This is a genomic window from uncultured Oscillibacter sp. (assembly GCF_910587525.1).
GTDB lineage: Bacteria > Bacillota > Clostridia > Oscillospirales > Oscillospiraceae > Oscillibacter.
The window spans coordinates 1-18,911 of the sequence record NZ_CAJULS010000033.1; the positions used below are offsets into that span (position 1 = coordinate 1).

Below are 18,911 nucleotides of genomic sequence, written 5' to 3' on the forward strand. Positions count from 1 at the left end.
CGAACCAGCTCCTTAAGTTGACCCTTGATTACTTCTTCATTTAGCTGTACAATCTGATCTGACATGGTTTGCTCTCTCCTCTCTGAATGGTGTGTCGTTACTTCATTCTACCAGAGGGCTGCAAGCCATTTCTCTTTTCATCTTTTTTATTTGCACATCTTATTTGTACCTTATCCTAATCTCTTTTCAGTGATACCGAGGCAGCGAAAATATCCTATCCAAGGTTCGTGCCAGACCCCGTCCATTATGATTTGGCCTTTTGGCGAGAACGTCTCTTTTTCAGCGAGGGCCATGCCAGCATGACCACCGCCACCGCCAGCAGACATATCGCGATCGGGCGCGTAAACAGGGAAAATGCGTTTCCGTGGAAGGCCATGATGGCCGTGCGGAAGTTCAGTTCCACCGTGGGTCCCAGCACATAGCCCAGTGTCAGCGGCGCAACCGGGATCCCCACCTGCTGAAAGACATATCCCAATATGCCCATGACAAAAAAGACCCAGATATCAAAGATCCGGTTGTTATTTGTCAGCGCGCCAATCAGGCACATCAGCAAGATCACCGGGAACATATAGTTCATGGGAGTGGACAGGATCTTGATGAAATACTTCAAAAACAGGATGTACATCAGGTACATCACCAGACAGGCCACAATATAGGAAAAGTATATCGTACCCACTATTTCCGGGTTGTTGTCGAACAGCGATGCGCCCGGCGCCAAGCCATGGACAATCAGACCGCTCATCAGCATCGCTGTGATGGTATCGCCGGGGATGCCCAGCGTCATCATCGGGATCAGCGCGCCGCCGCACACGGCGTTATTGGCACTCTCGGGTGCCACAATGCCCTCCGGACAGCCGGTGCCAAATTTCTCCGGCTCCCTGGAGGAGTTTTTCGCCTGATTATAGGCCACCAGCGCTGCCGTGCTCTGCCCCACACCAGGCAGGATGCCAATCAGCGTCCCGATGACAGAGGACGTGAGCACCGTCTTTTTCAGCCCTCGAAAAGCTCCTCTTGCCGGAATGACTGTCCTCCGCTCACTGCTGTCCGTCCGCTGCATGGGACGTCCCAGATTTCCCAACTGCGTCAGGATCTCTCCCAAGGCAAACAGGCCCATCAGCACCGTCATCTCGCTGAAGCCGCTGCTCAGCCGCCACCACCCAAATGTGAATCGCTCCAGAGAGGAGAGCTTGTCCATGCCCACCATGGCCAGTATCATCCCGATCACCGCGCTAATCAAGCCCTTGATCAGATCCTCGCTGCACAGCGAAACCACCACAGCCAGGCCCATGATCCCCAGGGCGAAGTACTCCCAGGAGCCGAACAGCAGGCCGAACCGTCCCAGGCCGGTGGCCACAAAGATCATGACCACACCGCTGAACAGACCTCCGATCAGGCTGGCGGTGGCGCCATAGCTCAGGGCCCTGTAGGGCTGCCCCTTCCGCGCCATGGGAGAGCCGTCAAAGCAGGTGACAATCGCCGCCGCGTTGCCGGGGATATTCAGCATGATGGAGGCGATCAGGCCGCCGGAGACGCCGCCAACGTATATGGCAATCAGCGTGGCAATCCCTTGGGCAGGCGCCATGGCAAAGGTAAAGGGAAGCATCAGAGATACTCCCAGCGCCCCGGTCAAACCCGGAATCGCACCAAATACGATACCGCCGAACACGCCCACCAGAAAGTAGACGATGGTAAGCGGATCAGAAAAGACTGCGGCTGCGCCGCTTAGAACTAAACCAAATGCCGACAAGAGCTCTCCTCCTTTAGAAACGGTTTGTCAAAAGCTGTTCCAAGCGGGAGTGGGCAGTTTCCGCCCACTCCCGGCGAGACCCGTCAGTCGTTTTCGTGGAGCCTTGCGTAGATCTCCTGGTATACACCGTAATAGTATTCGCCGTATTCGTGCATTTCCTGGTCCGTCATCCAGAAGGGGCTCTGGCCCAGCTCCAGCAGGCGGGCCTGGGTCTCCGGGTCGGCCACACAGGCCTCAAATTTCTCCGTCAGAGTATCTTTGATTTCCTGGGGGGCATCCGGGTGGATGTCCCAGCAGCGCGTCAGGCCTACCTGTAGGTCACAACCCACCTCCGCCAGGGTGGGAACATCGGGCCAGAATTCCAGGCGCTCTGCTGCGCCTACGGCCAACGCCTTCAGCTCTCCGTTGTCAATACTGCTCTTGGCGCCGGAGGCAAAGGAGCAGAATACGTCGGCATGGCCGCCCATCACTGCCGCGCGGCTCTTGGAGGCATCGTCATAGGGGACGTAGTTGAAGCTCACACCCGCCACGGCCCACAGGTTCTCAGAGTTCATCTGGTTGAAGCCGCCTGCGCCTACACAGGCCCAGTTCAGCTCGCCCGGATGGGCCTTCGCGTACTCGAACAGCTCCTCAATGGTCTGGAAGGGGGAATCGGCCGCCACGGAGATGCACAGAGGATCGTACACAAAGCATCCCAAATAAGTGAACTGCTTGTAGTAGTCCTCCGTCAGCTGGCCAGAGACCAGGCCGGAGGCCATCACCTCAGGGGAGTGCATAAACAGTGTATAGCCGTCCGCACTGCCCTTGTCCTTCATATACTCGATGGTGGCTGCGGAATCGCCGGAGGTGTTCTGGATCACGATGGTCCAGCCGTACATCTCCTGCAGACGGGTCGCAATCGTCCGAGCCGTCAGGTCGTGCTCACCGCCGGCGGAGAAGGGGACGATGACGGTAATTGCCTTTTCCGGGTATCCCGCGTCCCCGCTGCCGGAGGCGGGGGCGCTTCCGCCGGTGCCGTCCGCCGGCTCATTCGAGGGGCCGGCCCCGCAGGCGGCCAGGGACAACGTCAAGATCAGCGCAAGGAACCATGCCAATGTCTTCTTCATCATGTTCATCCTCCTGTAAATATTTTTTGTCTATGTGTGGCTGTATACACAGTCTGCACCAAGTCATCTCCAGAGGCCCCCCGGCAGTCTGACCCCCAGCAGGACGTTGAAGAGATAGTAGACCACTGCCACGGTGATCGCTGTGATCGCTCCGCAGATCACGATCTCCCGCGCCAATGCTCTGCCCCGGAGTTTTGTTCCCTTTGACTCCACGGTAAAGAATGCCAGCAATGCTGCCAGAAACAGCGCGGAACTGATTACAAATCCCAGAGTGCCCAGCAAGGCGATATAAGCCGCGATAATCAGCACTGTGACGCCGACACGCTTGGTCACAATGCGGCTGGCCGTTTCCTCCGGTCTGGACCGCAGGCTCCGAACCACCAGAGCCGCGGACAGAATCCCCAGAATGCCTGTCCAGAGCAGAATATATGTATCTGCCCGGGCCAGGAAGTATTTTGCGGACGCGTCCTGCATCACATAGGCATATACAAAGCTGACCACGCTGAACAGCAGCAGGATGCCGCCCAGGATCAGATCCTGTACCCATTTTTTCAAGTCCGCCTCTCCCCGCTTTCCAGCATCCGCACATGGTCCGCAATTTCCGCCCCTGTGGCCAGCCATATGTTTTTGCGGGCGATCCGCTCCAGCACGGTGCGCAGCATAAACATCCGGCCCGGAGAACCGATGGTCTGGGGCGTTACAGACAAGACATAGCAGTATCCGCCGTCGTAGGACGCCTCCAGCTCCCGGAGCCAGTTGTCCAGCACATCGTCGTAGATCGCCACCCGGTCATTCCCTGCCGGGAAACTGTCTCCCCAGGCTAGATAGGGGAAGTCGATCAGTTCCCACCGGGTGGGGATCTCCACAAGGCTGGTCCGCTCTCCATTCATCTCTGCCAAATAGGGGATGTCGTGGTCGAAGAAGGAACTGTCATAACGGAAGCCGGCCTCGTAAATCAGAGCCAGAGTCTCCTCCGTGCATCCCCCCTCAGGCAGGCGAAAACCTGCCGGGGAAGTACCGGTCACAGATTCCAGGATCTCTGATCCCCGTTTCAGAATCTCTCTTTGCTGCACTGCGGGCATCCCGTCAAAGTCCTCGTGGCGGTAGCCGTGCAGCGCGATCTCGTGACCGGCGGCAATCACCTTCTCCAGGACCTGCGGATACACCTCTGCAAAAACGGCAGGCGTAAAGAAGGTCGCTTTGACCTGATACTCGTCCAGCAGGCGGAGGATCCGGGCAATGCCCCGCCTGGGCCCGTATTCGCCCATAGAGCGGTGCTTTGGCGTATCATATTTCCTGGGATCCATGGAGAGCCAGATAAATTCCGCGTCCAGCATCACGCTCAGCATCGCCGCGGACTGGCGGCCGTTGGGCCATGTGATCTCCCGTTTCATTCTCCACCCTCCTTAATCATTGGCCAGCCACCAGTCGGCGATCTCCTCACCGGTGGCAAACCAGACGTCGCCCTTGTCCAACATATAGTCAAGCAATTCCTCCAGCAGATAGGCCCGGCCGGGGATGCCGATGATTTGCGGGTGCAGCATAAAGGTCATGCACCCTCCCTCGCTGTAATAGCCGTCAAACTCGTGTTTCCAATTGGACAGCACGCCCCGGTAGCTGGAGATCCGGCTCTGTCCTTTCGGCTGCGGCGGATTGAAGCTGTAGACAAAGAAGGGATAGTCATCCAGCTCCCATCGGGCGGGGATCTCAATGAAGTCGGACTCCCGTCCGTTGAATACCGTGCGGTAGGGCCTGTCATCCCCCCGCATGGAGCTGGAGTATTTGAACCCAAACGCCTCGTACCAGATCTGAGGGGCGTCCATCTGGAAATCACTGGATGTGGCGACGTACCCTACAGCTTTTCTGCCGATCAACCGCTGAAAGGTCTCCTGCGCCCGTTCAATAACCTGCATCCACTCCTCCCGGGGCCGGTCCGTATACATATGTTCCTCATGGTCGAAGCCATGGAATCCGATCTCGTGGCCGTGGGCGTCGATCTTTTTTACCATCTCCGGGTACCGCTCCGCAATTTGACCGGGGATGAAGAACGAACCGGAAATGTGTTTCCTGTCCAGCAGATCCAGCAGGCGGTCCACCGAGCGCGTCGGCCCGTATCTTCCATAGGACACCCGCCGCGGCGAGGGATGGGCAGGGTCGCGGTTGTACAGAGACTCTCCATCTATGTGGATGGTCAGCAGCACCGCGCACTTGGCGTGATTTGGCCATCGGACAGACTCCTGGTGATTTTGAGACATGTCAGTTCCTCCTCCCAGAACTTTTGTGCAGTTTATCCGGATTTCCTGACTTTAACTTACCACGGGAATGTGAAACTGTCCAATGCCACTATTCATATAGGACTTATATAAAAATTTGCATATCTGGCTCCTGCCGCAGGAAACACCACTTGCAATCGGAAGTTATACCGTGATATGATACCATCATACACCGTCAGTTCCGGCATGGGAGGGGGCATTTTATGATCTACAGCAAGTACAAGTATATTGCGGCTGTAGCCGAGCTGCGAAGCATCTCAAAGGCCGCGCAGAAGCTCTATATCTCCCAGCCGGCGCTGACGCGGATCGTTATGAATATCGAAGAGGAGCTGGGCACACCGCTGTTTAACCGCGCCGCTCTGCCCATCCAGTTGACCTATGCCGGCGAGCGCTATCTGGAGGAGGCCCGCCGGGTCCTGGCCATCGACAGTTCCCTGCGCAGAGAACTGCAGGAGATCTCCGAGATGAAGCGCGGCCTGCTGAAGATCGGAACCAATTACGCCGCCAGCAACCTCTGGCTTCCCCACATCCTCCCGGTTTTCCGCCGGGAATATCCTGGTATCACAATCTCCCTGATTCAGCAGAACTCCCTGCTCTTTGAGGGAGATCTGCTGAGGGAGAACATTGACCTGGCATTTACCACTTCCTCCGCATCCTCCACAAATTTGACATATGAATATCTCTCCTCTGCCAGGATCCTGCTCTTTATTCCCGCAGACCACCCAATCCTATGGGGGAGGGACCTGAGCGGCAACACTATCGACAACATCCTCACTCTTCCGCCGGAGGTTCTGAACGACCAGGACTTTGTCCTTCTGCATCCCACGGACGGCTTTGGCTTCACGGTGGCAGGACTGATGAAAGCCTCCGGCATCCACCCGGCCAATGTGCTCTATGCTCCCAGCATCGTGGCCTGCTACCGGATGGCAGCCTCCGGCATGGGAATTACCTTTGCAACGCCCTATGCTACCCGCTACACACTACCCGGTCTGGTGCCCGTCATTGCGGAGCTCTCCATGCAGGCCGCCTATGAGCACAATGCCATTGCCTATTCCCGCAAGAAAAAGCTCAGTGCCATCGAACAGCGCTTTATCGCCATTGCCAAGGACAAGGTCTGCAATGCGCCTTTGCTCCAGCCCCTGTGCAGCGCTCAGTGGCTCAAGCTGAAGACACCACCCTATGACTCCTCTGATTTTCGGGATTTTGCCTAAAGTCTGCTTTAAAACTGGCAGAATGCCGGATTGAGGTAGGTTTTTCTGCCGGGCACGGCGATTTGGCTCAAAATCCATTTGGGATTTTGAGCCAAATCGCCGTGCCCGGAAAGCACTCCAAGACGGGGGCCTGATATTTTTCAAATAGGCCGGTCCCCGCACGGGACCGGGGAAAGCGTAACCATATAATCCCATGGGTAGAAAGGTTATGACCCCTATGCAGAATCGGTATTTGACATAGAAGGAAACATTTTGATACTATCTCCCCAGGGAGGGATGTTGAAATGCCGTTTTTCTTGACACTGGCAGCCGCATCCGCTGTGGGTTTTCTGTTTTTGAAGGGAAAGGTTCCCGGCGGCGTGATGGTGGGGGCGCTGGTAGGCACCGTCGTTCTGAACATCGGTACCGGCCTGGCCTGCATGCCTGCTGCGGCAAGAACTGCCGCTCAGATCACTGCCGGGGCCTTTATCGGAGCCTCGATTCGGCGCAGTGACGTGCGGAGGATGCCGAAGCTGGCAAAGCCGGCGGCGATCCTCCTTTGCAGCATGCTGATCTTGAATCTGGTATTGGGGGTGATCATTCATGCCACAAGTGGGTTGGACTGGATGACATCCTTTTTTTGCGCTGTCCCAGGAGGAATGAGCGATACGCCCATCATTGCCGCGGAGATGGGTGCCGACGGGGCCGCTGTCGCCTTCATGCAGTTCTTCCGCCTGTTGGGCGGCGTGGGGGCATTTCCCGCCATTATCCTGATGGCCACGCGCCACGAGGAGCCCGCGGAGCGCTCCATGCCGCTGGAGGAGGACGCCGCACCAAATGCGTCAGCCCCCTCGGTATCCGCGACGGCCGCCGTCGCGGCTGTCTGTGGAATTGCCGGCAAGCTGTCCGGCATTCCGGTGGGCACACTTATCTTCTCCATGACCGGGACGGCGGCGCTGGGACTGTCCACCGGCCGCGCGGCAATCCCTATGTATCTGAAGCGGACCGCACAAGTGCTCTCCGGAGCGTATATTGGCAGCTCCATTGGACTGCAGGAACTGCTGGACCTGCGCTATTTGATCCTGCCTGTCTGCCTGCTGGTAGCGGCCTATCTATTCAACTGCTTTTTTGTCAGCGCCTTGCTGCACCGTTTTTGCGGCATGACGCGCCGTGAGGCCATGCTTGTGGCCACGCCCGCCGGTGCCACGGATATGGCGCTGATCTCCGGCGACCTGGGCATCTCCAGCCTGGATCTGAACGTATTGCAGATCATTCGGATGATTACCGTTGTGTCCATCTTCCCCCAAATCATCCGTCTGACCGTTATGCTGATTTAGCGCCGCGATTTGGCTTGTGATCCGCCTGGTACCTTCGGTTTTAAACCAGACTCTAAGGCGAGGGGAGTGAAGCATATCGAATACGGATATGAACTGTGCGCCGGGCGGCCGCTTGAGGGACGGGCGCTGGCAGAGCTTCAGGCGTTTCTGGCAGAGAGGGGACTCACCTATGCTCCCGGCATCGACCATTCGGCAGTCATTCGGGACGGGGCGGGGCGCATTGCCGCCGCGGCCTCTCTGGACCGGAACATCGTCAAATGTGCCGCCGTACGCCCCGACCTGCAGGGGACCGGTCTGATGGCCAGCCTGATCACCCATCTACGGCAGGAGTCCGTTAGCCGCGGAGGAGACAGCCTGTTCCTCTATACCAAGCCCCAAAACAAAAGACAGTTTGCGGAGCTGGGCTTTTACGAGGTGGCCGAGACAGAGCAGGTCCTGCTGATGGAGGACCGCCGCGGGGGCCTCGCGGCGTGGGCCGAAACCGTCCGGGACCCCCGCGCCTCCGGGCACATTGGCTGTCTTGCGGCAAACTGTGACCCCATGACGCTGGGACACCGGTACCTGATCGAACAATCTGCCGCCCGGTGCGATACGCTGTACCTGCTGGTGGTATCGGAGGACCGCAGTACTGTCCCCGCCGCTCACCGCAGGCGTATCGTGGAACAGTCTGTCAGGGATCTGTCCAATGTGGCCGTGGCCGAGACCGGACGGTATCTCATCTCCGCCGCCAGCTTTCCGGACTACTTTTTGAAGGAAAAGCGGACGGCAGCGGCGGTCTGGTGCAGTCTGGATATCGCGGTATTCTGCCGCCTGGCCGAAATGCTGGGCATCTCCCGCCGCTTTGTCGGAACGGAGCCCCTCTGCCCAGTGACGGCAGCCTACAACCGAGCCATGGCTGCCGCTCTTCCCCGGGCGGGGGTGGATCTGGTGGAGATCCCGCGTATGGAGCGGGATGGCGTACCCATCAGTGCCACCGCCGTGCGGAGGCTGATTGCCAACGGGCGCTGGCGGGAGATCCGGTCCCTGGTGCCGCAGGCCGCCTATGACTATTTTTCAGAGGAGGCCCACCGGCAACTCTTTTTGGAGAGGTATCAAGAGCTTGCAGAAACCAGCAAATCAACACACAGGAGATGGGAGGAAGGTAAATGGAGCTGAAGAAAACAGCTGTGGCCGGAACCATGGAGTCCAGCGACATCATGGTCACCGTGGAGCCGCGGGAGCACGGCGGAATCGTATTGGAGCTCACCAGTTCCGTGATGAAGCAGTATGGCCGCCGGATCGAGCAGGTCATCCGGGAGACGGCGGCAGAACTGGGCGTGGAGCACGCCCTGATCCGCGCGGTGGACAAGGGCGCTCTGGACTGCACGGTTCGGGCCCGCGCCGCCGCCGCCCTCTTCCGGGCGGCGGGGCAGGAGAACCATATTTGGGAGGTGGGCAAGTGAACGACAAGCGCTATGTAAAGGACCGGCTGCGCCGCAGCATGATGTTCGTCCCCGGCAACAACCCTGGAATGATTGCCGACTCCCGGATCTACGGAGCGGACAGCATCATGTTCGACCTGGAGGACAGCGTGTCCCTGGCGGAGAAGGACGCGGCCCGCCTTCTGGTGTATCAGGCACTCAAGACACTGGACTTTGGAAAGAAGGAGATCGTGGTCCGGGTCAACGACCTGGGCAGCGGTCTGGGGGTGCGGGATCTGGAGGCCATCATCCCGGCGGGCGTCCATGTGGTGCGCCTGCCCAAGACGGACGGGCCCCAGGATGTAGCGGACTGTGAGCGGGAGATCGCCCGCATTGAACAGGCCCACGGCATCCCCGTGGGGGCCACGGGGATGATGGCCGCCATTGAGAGCGCAAACGGCGTTTTCAACGCCCGGGAGATCGCCCACGCCTCGGACCGCCTCATTGGCATCGCCCTGGGGGCGGAGGACTATGTCACCGACCTGAAGACCGTCCGCTCGGATGGCACAGAGCTGTTTTTCGCCCGCAGCATGATCCTCCACGCCGCCCGCGCCGCCGGGATCGCCGCGCTGGATACCGTCTATTCCGATGTCAACAACGAAGAGGGCTTTCTGGCGGAGGTAGAGCTGATCCACAAGCTCGGATTCGACGGGAAATCCGTCATCAACCCCCGGCAGATCGAGCCCCTTCACCGGGCTTTCATTCCCAGTGAGCGGGATCTGCGCAAGGCCTACGATGTGATCGCCGCCATCGAGGAGGCCAATGCCCGGGGCAGCGGCGTCATCAGCCTGAACGGGAAGATGATCGACAGGCCCATTGTCCTCCGCGCCCAGCGCCTCATCGCACTGGCGGAGGCGGACCGCATTGCCAGGGAGGAGTAACGAGATGAATGAACTGCTGAACACGATTCCCCATATCGACCGGATCACCCACCGGGGCGCCTTCTCCGGCGCCGCTCCCAAGCGGACGGAGACCTTTCGCGCCCGGTCCGGCAAGGACAACAAGGTCCTGCCCTCTCTGGAAGAGGCGGTCCGCGCCGCAGGGCTGCGGGACGGTATGACCATCTCCTTCCACCATCACTTCCGGGGCGGCGACCATGTGGTCAACCAGGTGCTGGACACTCTGGCGGACATGGGCTTCCGGGATCTGACCCTGGCGGCCAGCTCCCTGGCGGACGTCCACACCCCCCTGATCCGGCACATCCAAAACGGAGTCGTCACCCACATCGAGACCTCAGGGCTCCGGGGGCAGCTGGCGGAGGAGATATCCCGCGGGCTGCTGGAGTGTCCCGTGGTATTCCGCAGCCACGGCGGACGGGCCGCCGCTATCTGCAGCGGCGAAGTGCACATCAATGTGGCCTTTCTGGGCGCGCCCTCCTGCGACCCCTATGGAAATGCAAACGGCTACAGCCGAGATGATGACACATCCATTGCCTGCGGCTCCATGGGATACGCCCGGACCGACGCCAAGTACGCCGACAAGGTCATCATCCTCACCAACAATCTGGTCCGCTATCCCAACGCCCCCTGGGCCATTCCCGAGTATGATGTGGACTATATCGTAGTGACGGACGATATCGGGGACCCCGCCGGGATCATGTCCGGAGCCACCCGGTATACGAAAAATCCCAAGGAGCTGCTCATTGCCCAGACTGCGGCCAATGTGATCGATGCCGCGGGGTACCTCTACGACGGCTTTTCCATGCAGATGGGCTCTGGCGGCGCCTCCCTGGCGGTGGCCCGCTTCCTGCGGCAGATGATGCAGAAAAAGAACATCCGCTGCCGCTTTGCCCTGGGCGGCATTACGGGGCAGATCACCGCCATGCACGAAGAGGGCATGATCGACCGCATTCTGGACGTGCAGAGCTTTGATCTGGACGCGGCGCTTTCCCTGAAGAAGAACCGCTTTCACCACCAGATTGACGCAACATACTACGCCAGCTTCCTCTTCGCCGCGGCGGTGGACCAGCTGGACTTTGTGATCCTCTCGGCCCTGGAGATCGACACGGACTTCAATGTCAACGTCCTCACTGGCTCCGACGGTGTGATCCGGGGGGCCATCGGCGGCCACCCGGACACGGCGGCGGGCGCCAGCTTGTCGGTGGTGGTGGCGCCCCTGACCCGGGGGCGCATCCCCACCGTCATCGACCGGGTCAACACCATCGTCACCCCCGGCGCCGTGGTGGACGTGGTGGTCACGGACCAGGGCATCGCGGTGAATCCCCGGCGGCCGGAGGTGGCGGAGCGGCTGGAGCAGGCAGGGATGCGGGTAAATACCATCCAGCAGCTCAAAGACCGGGCGGAGGCCCTGGCGGGCCGCCCGGATCCCATCCGGTACAAGGACCGGGTGGTGGGGGTCGTGATGTACCGGGACAACACCGTCATCGACGTCATCCGGCAGATCGACGAGAGCTGACGGCGCCCCGCCGCATATGGGTATGCAGAGGATAGACCATGCCGTGAACCTGCGGGAGATGCTGGAGGCCCGGGAGACCCGGGTATCCAAGCAGCAGCGGCTGCTCCGCGGGTATGGGCTGCCCCTTCTCAGCTTTACCATGAATCTGGCGGGGCCGGTGAAGCGGGGCAGGCTTGGCGACCTGCTCTTCTGGACAGTGCTGGACTCCCTGCGGGAGTCTCTGGGGGAGATGTTGGTACACCAGGAGGTCTTGGACGCCTCCACGGGGCTGGAGGCACTGCTGGTGTGCGATCTGCCGGCCAAAGCGCTGAAAGTGCTGGCCGTGGGCCTGGAGGAGTCACGGCCGGCAGGGCGGCTGTGCGACCTGGATGTGCTCACGCCGGAGGGCGGCGCCCTCTCCAGGGAAACTCCCCGCGGATGTCTGATGTGCGGAGGTCCCGCCAAGGTGTGCGCCCGCAGCCGTGCCCACGGTTTGGAGGCCGTCCGGGCCGCCACGGACGCCCTGCTGCGGGACTTCGCCGCAGAGCATTTGGCCGCGTCTGCAGTTGACGCCCTGATCTGGGAGGTGGACCTGACACCCAAGCCCGGCCTGGTGGACCGGGAGGGCCCGGGGGCCCACCGGGATATGGATCTGGAGCTGTTTCACCGCTCTGCCCGGTGTCTCCGCCCCTATTTTCAGCAGGCGGTCACGCTGGGACTGGCCCGGCGTGACTGCATGGCGGATCTCCAGCAGGCCGGACGCCGGGCGGAGGAGGCGATGCTGGCATCTACCGGCGGCGTCAATACCCACAAAGGCGCCATCTACGCCTTTGGACTGATCCTGGCGGCCCTGGGCGGTGTACTGGCGGAGGGGGGCAGTGTGTACCGGCGTGCCGCCGCTCTTGCGGCGGCAGGGCTTCCCCCGGACACACCCGACGCCGCCGCAAGGATCCGTTATGACGCCGGCGGCGCCCGAGGAGAGGCCCTGGCGGGGTTTCCCAACGCCCGCCGGGCCCGGGAGGTACTGGAACACAGCGGCCCCTTTGCCGCACTGCTGACACTGCTGTCTCAGGTGGAGGACGCCAATCTCCTCCGGCGGGGTGGAATAGAGGGGCTGGAGTTCGTACGCAGCCGGGCGGCCTCCATTCTGGCCGGGGCGCCGGAGATGTACATTCACCGCCTGTGGGAGCTGGACGGCCTTTGCACCGCACGGAACTTATCCCCCGGCGGCAGCGCCGATCTGCTGGCGCTGGCAAAGCTGCTGGATTCCACCCGGAGGATCTGGGAGGCAGCGTAAAACTGAAAAATGACCTGTTACAAAATGCGATCCTGGGCCCGGAACCAGAAAATGTCCTATCAAAAAAGCTGGAGGAAACTGTTTGGTATACAGTTTCCTCCAGCTTTTTTCGTGAGTTGATTTTCTGGATCTCTGTTTTGCGACAGGCCCTTTTCGGTCAAGGGGCGTATAGCTTGCGCGGGGAGGCTAGGTCCTCCCCTCTATCATGAGCGCATGGTCCAGCCACCTCTCCCGGAACAGCCGGATCAGGAAGAGGCTTCCCCGGACACACAGCTCGCCGCACATGGCAATCCACACGCCGTGAAGCCCCAGCCGGGGCGCCAGGAAGGCGGCGGCGGGAATACGGACCCCCCACATGCTGATAAGGTTCATCATACTGGGGAGCTCTGTGTCCCCAGCGCCCCGAAGGGCTCCGGCAGTGACGATAGCGGCGGCGAAGAGCGGCTCGGCAAAGGCCTCGATGCGCAGAACTTGACTCCCCAGCTGCCGCACCGCCGGGTCCGGCGTCAGCACGGTAAAGATGGCGGGAGCCAGGAGGAACAGCAGCAGCCCCGCGGTACTCATGACGGCTACACCCAACCCCACGGAGACACGGGCAAAGCGCCGGGCCATATCCCGCCGCCCCGCCCCCAGGCTCTGGCCCACCAGAGTGGTGGCCGCTGTCCCGATTCCGTTGCCCGGCAGATAGCACAGGCTCTCCGCTGTGACACCAAGGGTGTTGGCCGCGATGGCCACCGTGCCCAGAGGGGCCACGATGCGGGTGGAGGCAATCTGGGCACTACTTAGAATGGCCCGCTCCAGGGCCAGGGGAAGTGATATCCGCAGGGCCGTGCGCCAGCAGAGTGGATCGAACCGCCAGCGGCAGTTTCGGTCCAGGCGCAGAAAATCCGACCTTCGGCAGGCCGCCCACATCATGGCGCACGCCACGAACACATCCGCCAGGGCCGTGCCCAGAGCCGCGCCGGTGACGCCCAGCCCCGCGCCGGGAAGGGTAAAAGTCCACGCCGCCGCGGAGACCTGACGGGCAGGGAAGATCAACAGAGAGTTGAAGACCACATCCAATGCGCACATGGCAATGCTGAGGATGCTGGGCGTCTTGATATCCCCGCTGCACTGGAGCATTCCGCCCGCCAGCTGCCGGAACTGAAGGGATGGCATGGCGCAGGCGTAGATGAGGAGATACCGGGAGGCATCTTCCAGAATCTCCGGCTCACCTCCCAGCCACCGGGGCAGCCAGGAGCTGATTCCCACGCCGGTCAGGGCCAGAATCAGCCCCAGTCCCGCCCCCATGAGGATGGACTGGCAGAATACCGCCTGGCCCTTCCGGCGGTCCCCGGCGCCGGAGAGCTGGGCCACCTGGACGGAAAAGCCCATCACCGCCGCGATACAGAGCCCATTCATCAGCCAAATGGTGCTGGACACCAGGCCGATGGAGGCGGAGGCGCCGGCGCCCAGGCTGCCCACCATGGCGGCGTCGATATACTGCATAACAGTAGTGCTCAGCTGCGCCAAAATGGCCGGGATACTCAGCCGAACCACCATCCGCAGCTGCTGCCTGCGGGAGAGTTCCACACACTCCCGCAGATATTGTGCCTGTTCCCTGGCCTCTGCCATGGCCGCTCCTTTCCCGCGCGATGCGTATCCGTAATAAAATGAGCTCCAAGGTGCAAAACAGTAAAAAACGCCGGAGCAAGCAGGACACCGGAGCATGCAAAGATCCTGATCTCAGTGTTCCGTCCGGTGACCGGAGAAATCGATGTCGTGGCACACCTGGACCTTCCTGATGTTATTCCGGGCGTATTCCCCAATCGCCCGAACCGCGATTTCCAAAAAAAGCCTGGCGGTCTCGTTCATCTCCATGCCCTCCCGGGACAGGATCCCGGCAGTGCGGAAAACCATCTCATCCGCGATGGAGCAGAAGATGGGCTCAGTGGAAAACTCCTCTTCATAGGCTACGGTGATGGGGGCAAATGCAAACCCGCCGCTCTGGGGCGCCATCTGATAGGCAACGGAGGTGTTGATGACCTCCATGCTGGTGACAGGCTGGATGTCATACCGGTCAAAGACCTGGCGGGCCAGATAATAAGTGCCCTGGGACGGCGTGGCGGAGTAAAAGGGGATCTCCTCCAGCAGCTGCGGGGGGAGATACTGCACGCTGCCGGGCCTGTTGGGCGGCAGCCGGAGGGAGCGCAGCGCCCTGGCCTGGCGGCTGATGACCAGCATCATCTCTTCCCGGAAGACGGGGGTGAGCTTCAGCCCCTTGGTGAGAATGGGGTCCGTCCCCATCACATAGAAGTCGATGGCCCCCTTGCTGAGCAGCTGCTCCAGGGTATGGGAGTTGCCTTCGATCAGCTGGATATCCACACCTGGGCACACCAGGTTGAACGCGGGCAGGATCCGGGGAATCCATGTAACGCTGCGGGTCGCGGGTATCCCCAGTATCAGCCGGTCCCGCCGGCGGGCCGCGATTTCCTCCATCTCCTGGTCCAGTTTGGCCTTCAGCTCCAGAATCTCCTGCATGGCGGTGATGTAACGCTCTCCCGCGTAGGTCAGCTTGATGGGAGAGCAGGAGCGGTCAAACAGCTTCAGCCCCAGCTCGTCCTCAATACTCTTCACACACCGGGTCAGGGCCGGCTGAGAGACAAAGCATCTCTTCGCCGCCTTGGAAAAGCTCTGGAGTTCTGCTATAGCCATCAGGTAATTCAACTTGTTAAAGTCCATCAACGCCGCTTACCTCCCTGTGTGTTTTTTCTGTCTGCATTATACAGGATTTTTCCCGCTTTGCATAATGCAATTTTGTTATCAGTCCTATGCATAATGTATATTGGACAAAAAAAGTGTTTTTTTGTATGGTAGATATAGCAATAATGACTATGCAGGGCGTCGCCCCCAGGGTTCCACACATGGGCGCGGCAAAATTATAAAGAGATGGAGGAGCGTAAATGAGAGAGCTGGATGCCGCATATATCAACGGGAAGGTCTATACCGTGGACAAGGCCTTTTCCACCGCCGCCGCTTTTGGCATTTCGGACGGCCGCTTTGCCGTGGTAGGAACCAATGAGGAGGTGCTGGCCCGCTGTACGCCGGAGACGCCGGTAATCGACCTGATGGGGCAGGCGGTCCTGCCGGGCATCACTGATTCCCACCTGCACATCGTGGGCACCGGAGCGCTAAAGTTGGAGCTGTACCTGGTAGGCAAGACAAAGCAGGAGATCCTGGATATGGTGGCCGGCGCCTATAAAACCGCCAAGCACGGCGAGTGGATCGTGGGACGAGGATGGATCAACGACGAGTGGAAGGACGATCCCTCCTTCCCCAGCAAGGAGGAGCTGGACGCCGTGGCGCCGGACGTGCCCGTCTACCTCAAGCGGGGCTGCGGCCACGGCGCCTGGGTCAACAGCAAGGCCTTTGAGGCGGTGGGCATTACCGAGGCGACGCCCAACCCCGTGGGCGGCGAGATCATGCGCCGGAGCGACGGCAGTCTGCTGGGTGTGGTTAGCGATCAGGCCCAGGATCCCTTCAACCGGGCCATTCCCCCCTATACCAAAGAGCAGATCCAGAGGATCGCCCTGCTGGCCCAGGAGGGATTCTTCCAAGCGGGCATCACCTCCGTCCACGACGCCGGCAGCTTTGCCCACTGGGTGGACGCCTGGGAGGATCTCTACAAAGAGAAGAAGCTGAAGATGCGGATGTACGTCAGCCTGCGCATCGTGGGCCGTCCCAGCTATCAGGAGCTCATGGAGCAGTCCATGCCCTATTTTGAGCGGGGCATACGCGTTGGCGCCTACGACCACCGTCTGACCTACCGGGCCTATAAGATCTCCGGCGACGGCTCATTGGGCTCCCGCAGCGCCTGGATGCTGGAGGACTACTCTGACGCCCCCGGCTGCCTGGGATTTGGCAAGTGGACAGACCAGGAGCTCTACGACCTGCTCTACCAGGCCCACCGGGCGGGCTTCCAGATCTGGTACCACGGCATCGGGGATGCCGCCTGCCGGCAGGCGCTGGACTGCTTTGAACGCTTGCAGTCCGAGCTGCCCAGGCCCGACTGCCGCCACCGTATTGAGCACTCCCAGTGCCTTGCGCCGGAGGACATCGGCCGCTATCGCCAGTTGGGCGTCATCCCCACGTTCCAGACCGTGTTCCTGCGCACCGACAAGCGGGTGGCCGAGCAGCGCTGGGGGCGGGAGCGCCTGAAGGGCGCTTACGCTTGGCGTACCCTCATCGACCAGGGCAACGTGCTCCCCAACGGCAGCGACTCCCCGGTGGAAAACTTCAATCCCTTTGTTAGTATGTACTGCGCCGTGGCCCGCAAGGATGAAAACGGACAGCCCGAGGGCGGCTGGTATCCCCAGGAGGCCATGACCCGGGAGGAGGCTCTGCGCTCCTACACCTGCTGGCCTGCCTATGCCGCCTTTGAAGAGCACCTCAAGGGTTCCATCCAGCAGGGAATGCTGGCGGACTTCATCGTAATCGACCGGGACTTCATGACTTGTCCCGAAGACGAGATCAAGCGCATTCAGGTTTTGCAGACAGTGGTGGGAGGTGAGACGGTCTACAAGAAATAATACCCTGCGATTTTGCAATTCTTAAGAGAGAAGAACACAAAAGAAAGGGTGAAAACTGTGGAAAAAACCGTTGAGAAAAAAGAGAGCAAGGGATTCTTCTGGAAATTTATTCATGGGATCGAAGTGGTGGGCAACAAGCTGCCCCATCCGTTCTATCTGTTCAGCATCCTGATTGTTGTCTCCTTGGTGCTGTCGGTAATCTTCAGCGGAGCGACTACCTCCTATGAAAAGGCATCCTCCTCCGGCGGTGAGCCCGAGATCGTGGAGGTCACCATCAAAAACCTCATCAACAAGGAGACCATCACCAACGTCACCCAGAATATGTACAGCATCTACTACAATTTCTCCCCCATGATGATGATGGGCCTGCTGCTGCTGTCCATCGGCCTGGCGGAGTCGGTTGGATTGTTCGGGGCGTTTATCAAGCGATTTATAGGCGGCGCCAAACCGGCAATGGTGTTCGCGGTGGTGGCCTTTATTGCCATCAATGCGAACACCGCCTCCAACGCCGGCATCCTGGGTGCCACAGCGGTGTCCGCTTCCGTGTTCGCCGCATTGGGCTATAACCCATGGCTGGGCATCCTCCTGGCTTACGCAGCCGGCAACGCCGGCATGTCCGCCAATGTGTTCGTGGGCAATCTGGACGTGCTGCTCAGCGGCATCAACGTGTCGGTCTGCGAGGCCCTGGGCCTGGACACCTCCACCGTCCATGTGCTCCAGCACTGGTACTTCCTGCTGGTGTGCGCCATTGTGCTCACCTTTGTCTACACCTTTGTCACCATCAAATTCGTCCGTCCCTACCTGGGGGAGGCCAAGGACCTGAGCCTGGTCCGGGCCGCGGACGACAACAGTGAGCTGACCCCCGTTGAGCGCAAGGGCCTGCGCAATGCCGGTATTGCCGCCCTGATCTACTTGGTGGTCCTGGTGCTCATCACCCTGCCCAAGAATTCCTTCTTTCGGGCGGACGACGGTTCCATCGTGCCCAACTCTCCTCTGATCAAAAGTGTTTTGACCCTGCTGTTCCTGTTCTTCCTGGTAACCGGCGCGACCTATGGCCGTACCGTGGGCAAGATCGAGAAGTGGAACCAGCTGCCGGCCCTGCTGGCCACGGGCATCAACTCCATGACTACCTTCATGGTCATCGCCCTGCCCGCCTCTTTGTTCATCCATCTCTTCAACGCCTCCAACATCCCCACCTACCTGGGCTCTGTGGGCGGCTCCTGGCTGAAGTCCACCGGTATCCAGGGATTCGGCCTGTTTCTCCTGGTGGCGCTGTTCTCCACCTTCCTGAACCTGTTCATGACCTCCGGTTCCTCCAAGTGGATGATTCTGGCGCCTATTCTGATTCCCATGCTCTACACGCTGGGATACAGCCCCGCCCTGGCTACCATCATCTACCGTATTGGCGACTCCGCCACCAACGCAGTGGCGCCCATCTCCTCCGATGTGGCCCTGATCGTGGGGCTGCTGGCCAAGTATAACACGGATAAGAGATCGGAAGAGCGTCGTGTAGGGAAAGAGTGTAGATCTCGGTGGTCG

General features: G+C 60.3%; 15 protein-coding genes. 8 read left to right on the top strand and 7 right to left on the bottom strand.

Going from position 1 to position 18,911, the window contains the following annotated elements:
- Nucleotides 1-244 precede the first annotated feature (244 nt).
- From QZ326_RS04910 to QZ326_RS04930, 5 genes are all read right to left on the bottom strand, one after another.
- Nucleotides 245-1,747 carry a tripartite tricarboxylate transporter permease gene (locus QZ326_RS04910; RefSeq protein ID WP_295741999.1) on the bottom strand — a complete coding sequence of 501 codons (1,503 nt, stop codon included), beginning with the start codon at nt 1,745-1,747 and terminating at the stop codon, nt 245-247.
- 83 nt (nt 1,748-1,830) lie between these two features.
- Nucleotides 1,831-2,856 carry a tripartite tricarboxylate transporter substrate binding protein gene (locus QZ326_RS04915; RefSeq protein ID WP_295742002.1) on the bottom strand — a complete coding sequence of 342 codons (1,026 nt, stop codon included), beginning with the start codon at nt 2,854-2,856 and terminating at the stop codon, nt 1,831-1,833.
- 60 nt (nt 2,857-2,916) lie between these two features.
- On the bottom strand, nt 2,917-3,408 hold the full coding sequence (locus QZ326_RS04920; protein WP_295742004.1) for a tripartite tricarboxylate transporter TctB family protein: 492 nt from the start codon (nt 3,406-3,408) through the stop codon (nt 2,917-2,919).
- Entirely contained in the window at nt 3,405-4,247 is an 843-nt protein-coding gene (locus QZ326_RS04925; protein WP_295742007.1) for a polysaccharide deacetylase, read from the bottom strand. Before QZ326_RS04925 ends, QZ326_RS04920 begins: the two co-directional genes overlap by 4 nt.
- A 12-nt stretch (nt 4,248-4,259) precedes the next feature.
- Nucleotides 4,260-5,108, bottom strand: coding sequence for a polysaccharide deacetylase (locus QZ326_RS04930; RefSeq protein ID WP_295742009.1), 849 nt, complete (start codon nt 5,106-5,108; stop codon nt 4,260-4,262).
- 221 nt (nt 5,109-5,329) lie between these two features.
- Between QZ326_RS04930 and QZ326_RS04935 the strand changes: the two genes are divergently transcribed.
- From QZ326_RS04935 to citX, 7 genes are all read left to right on the top strand, one after another.
- The gene (locus tag QZ326_RS04935; protein WP_295742012.1) at nt 5,330-6,337 is read left to right on the top strand and encodes a LysR family transcriptional regulator; all 1,008 of its coding nucleotides are present in this window, start codon (nt 5,330-5,332) and stop codon (nt 6,335-6,337) included.
- 284 nt (nt 6,338-6,621) lie between these two features.
- A complete protein-coding gene (locus QZ326_RS04940; RefSeq protein ID WP_295742015.1) occupies nt 6,622-7,653 on the top strand; it encodes an AbrB family transcriptional regulator in 1,032 nt (343 codons plus the stop codon).
- A gap of 66 nt (nt 7,654-7,719) precedes the next feature.
- The gene (locus QZ326_RS04945; protein WP_295742018.1) at nt 7,720-8,808 is read left to right on the top strand and encodes a [citrate (pro-3S)-lyase] ligase; all 1,089 of its coding nucleotides are present in this window, start codon (nt 7,720-7,722) and stop codon (nt 8,806-8,808) included.
- Nucleotides 8,799-9,095 (top strand): citrate lyase acyl carrier protein, encoded by a 297-nt coding sequence (gene citD / locus QZ326_RS04950; protein ID WP_295742021.1) that lies wholly within the window; start codon nt 8,799-8,801, stop codon nt 9,093-9,095. The genes QZ326_RS04945 and citD overlap by 10 nt, the downstream gene beginning before the upstream one ends.
- A complete protein-coding gene (citE, locus tag QZ326_RS04955) occupies nt 9,077-9,994 on the top strand; it encodes a citrate (pro-3S)-lyase subunit beta (protein WP_295742024.1) in 918 nt (305 codons plus the stop codon). Before citD ends, citE begins: the two co-directional genes overlap by 19 nt.
- Before the next feature lie 4 nt (nt 9,995-9,998).
- Entirely contained in the window at nt 9,999-11,528 is a 1,530-nt protein-coding gene (gene citF / locus QZ326_RS04960; protein ID WP_295742028.1) for a citrate lyase subunit alpha, read from the top strand.
- A gap of 16 nt (nt 11,529-11,544) precedes the next feature.
- Entirely contained in the window at nt 11,545-12,804 is a 1,260-nt protein-coding gene (gene citX / locus QZ326_RS04965) for a citrate lyase holo-[acyl-carrier protein] synthase (RefSeq protein ID WP_295742031.1), read from the top strand.
- A 186-nt stretch (nt 12,805-12,990) separates the two neighbouring features.
- Here citX and QZ326_RS04970 read toward each other — a convergent pair whose 3' ends face one another.
- Nucleotides 12,991-14,418, bottom strand: coding sequence for an MATE family efflux transporter (locus QZ326_RS04970; RefSeq protein ID WP_295742033.1), 1,428 nt, complete (start codon nt 14,416-14,418; stop codon nt 12,991-12,993).
- A 111-nt stretch (nt 14,419-14,529) separates the two neighbouring features.
- Nucleotides 14,530-15,525 (bottom strand): LysR family transcriptional regulator, encoded by a 996-nt coding sequence (locus QZ326_RS04975; protein ID WP_295742035.1) that lies wholly within the window; start codon nt 15,523-15,525, stop codon nt 14,530-14,532.
- A 221-nt stretch (nt 15,526-15,746) separates the two neighbouring features.
- Here QZ326_RS04975 and QZ326_RS04980 point away from each other — a divergent pair, with 221 nt between their 5' ends.
- Nucleotides 15,747-17,372: an amidohydrolase gene (locus QZ326_RS04980; protein ID WP_295742037.1), complete on the top strand. Its 1,626-nt coding sequence runs from the start codon at nt 15,747-15,749 to the stop codon at nt 17,370-17,372.
- Nucleotides 17,373-18,911: the final 1,539 nt, after the last annotated feature.

Coding starts and splice junctions, on each gene's coding strand:
- citX (WP_295742031.1), top strand. CDS start 11,545: ATGGGTATGCAGAGGATAGACCATGCCGTGAACCTGCGGGAGATGCTG.
- citD (WP_295742021.1), top strand. CDS start 8,799: ATGGAGCTGAAGAAAACAGCTGTGGCCGGAACCATGGAGTCCAGCGAC.
- QZ326_RS04975 (WP_295742035.1), bottom strand. CDS start 15,525: ATGGACTTTAACAAGTTGAATTACCTGATGGCTATAGCAGAACTCCAG.
- QZ326_RS04940 (WP_295742015.1), top strand. CDS start 6,622: ATGCCGTTTTTCTTGACACTGGCAGCCGCATCCGCTGTGGGTTTTCTG.
- QZ326_RS04915 (WP_295742002.1), bottom strand. CDS start 2,856: ATGATGAAGAAGACATTGGCATGGTTCCTTGCGCTGATCTTGACGTTG.
- QZ326_RS04935 (WP_295742012.1), top strand. CDS start 5,330: ATGATCTACAGCAAGTACAAGTATATTGCGGCTGTAGCCGAGCTGCGA.
- citF (WP_295742028.1), top strand. CDS start 9,999: ATGAATGAACTGCTGAACACGATTCCCCATATCGACCGGATCACCCAC.
- QZ326_RS04970 (WP_295742033.1), bottom strand. CDS start 14,418: ATGGCAGAGGCCAGGGAACAGGCACAATATCTGCGGGAGTGTGTGGAA.
- QZ326_RS04930 (WP_295742009.1), bottom strand. CDS start 5,108: ATGTCTCAAAATCACCAGGAGTCTGTCCGATGGCCAAATCACGCCAAG.
- QZ326_RS04980 (WP_295742037.1), top strand. CDS start 15,747: ATGAGAGAGCTGGATGCCGCATATATCAACGGGAAGGTCTATACCGTG.
- QZ326_RS04925 (WP_295742007.1), bottom strand. CDS start 4,247: ATGAAACGGGAGATCACATGGCCCAACGGCCGCCAGTCCGCGGCGATG.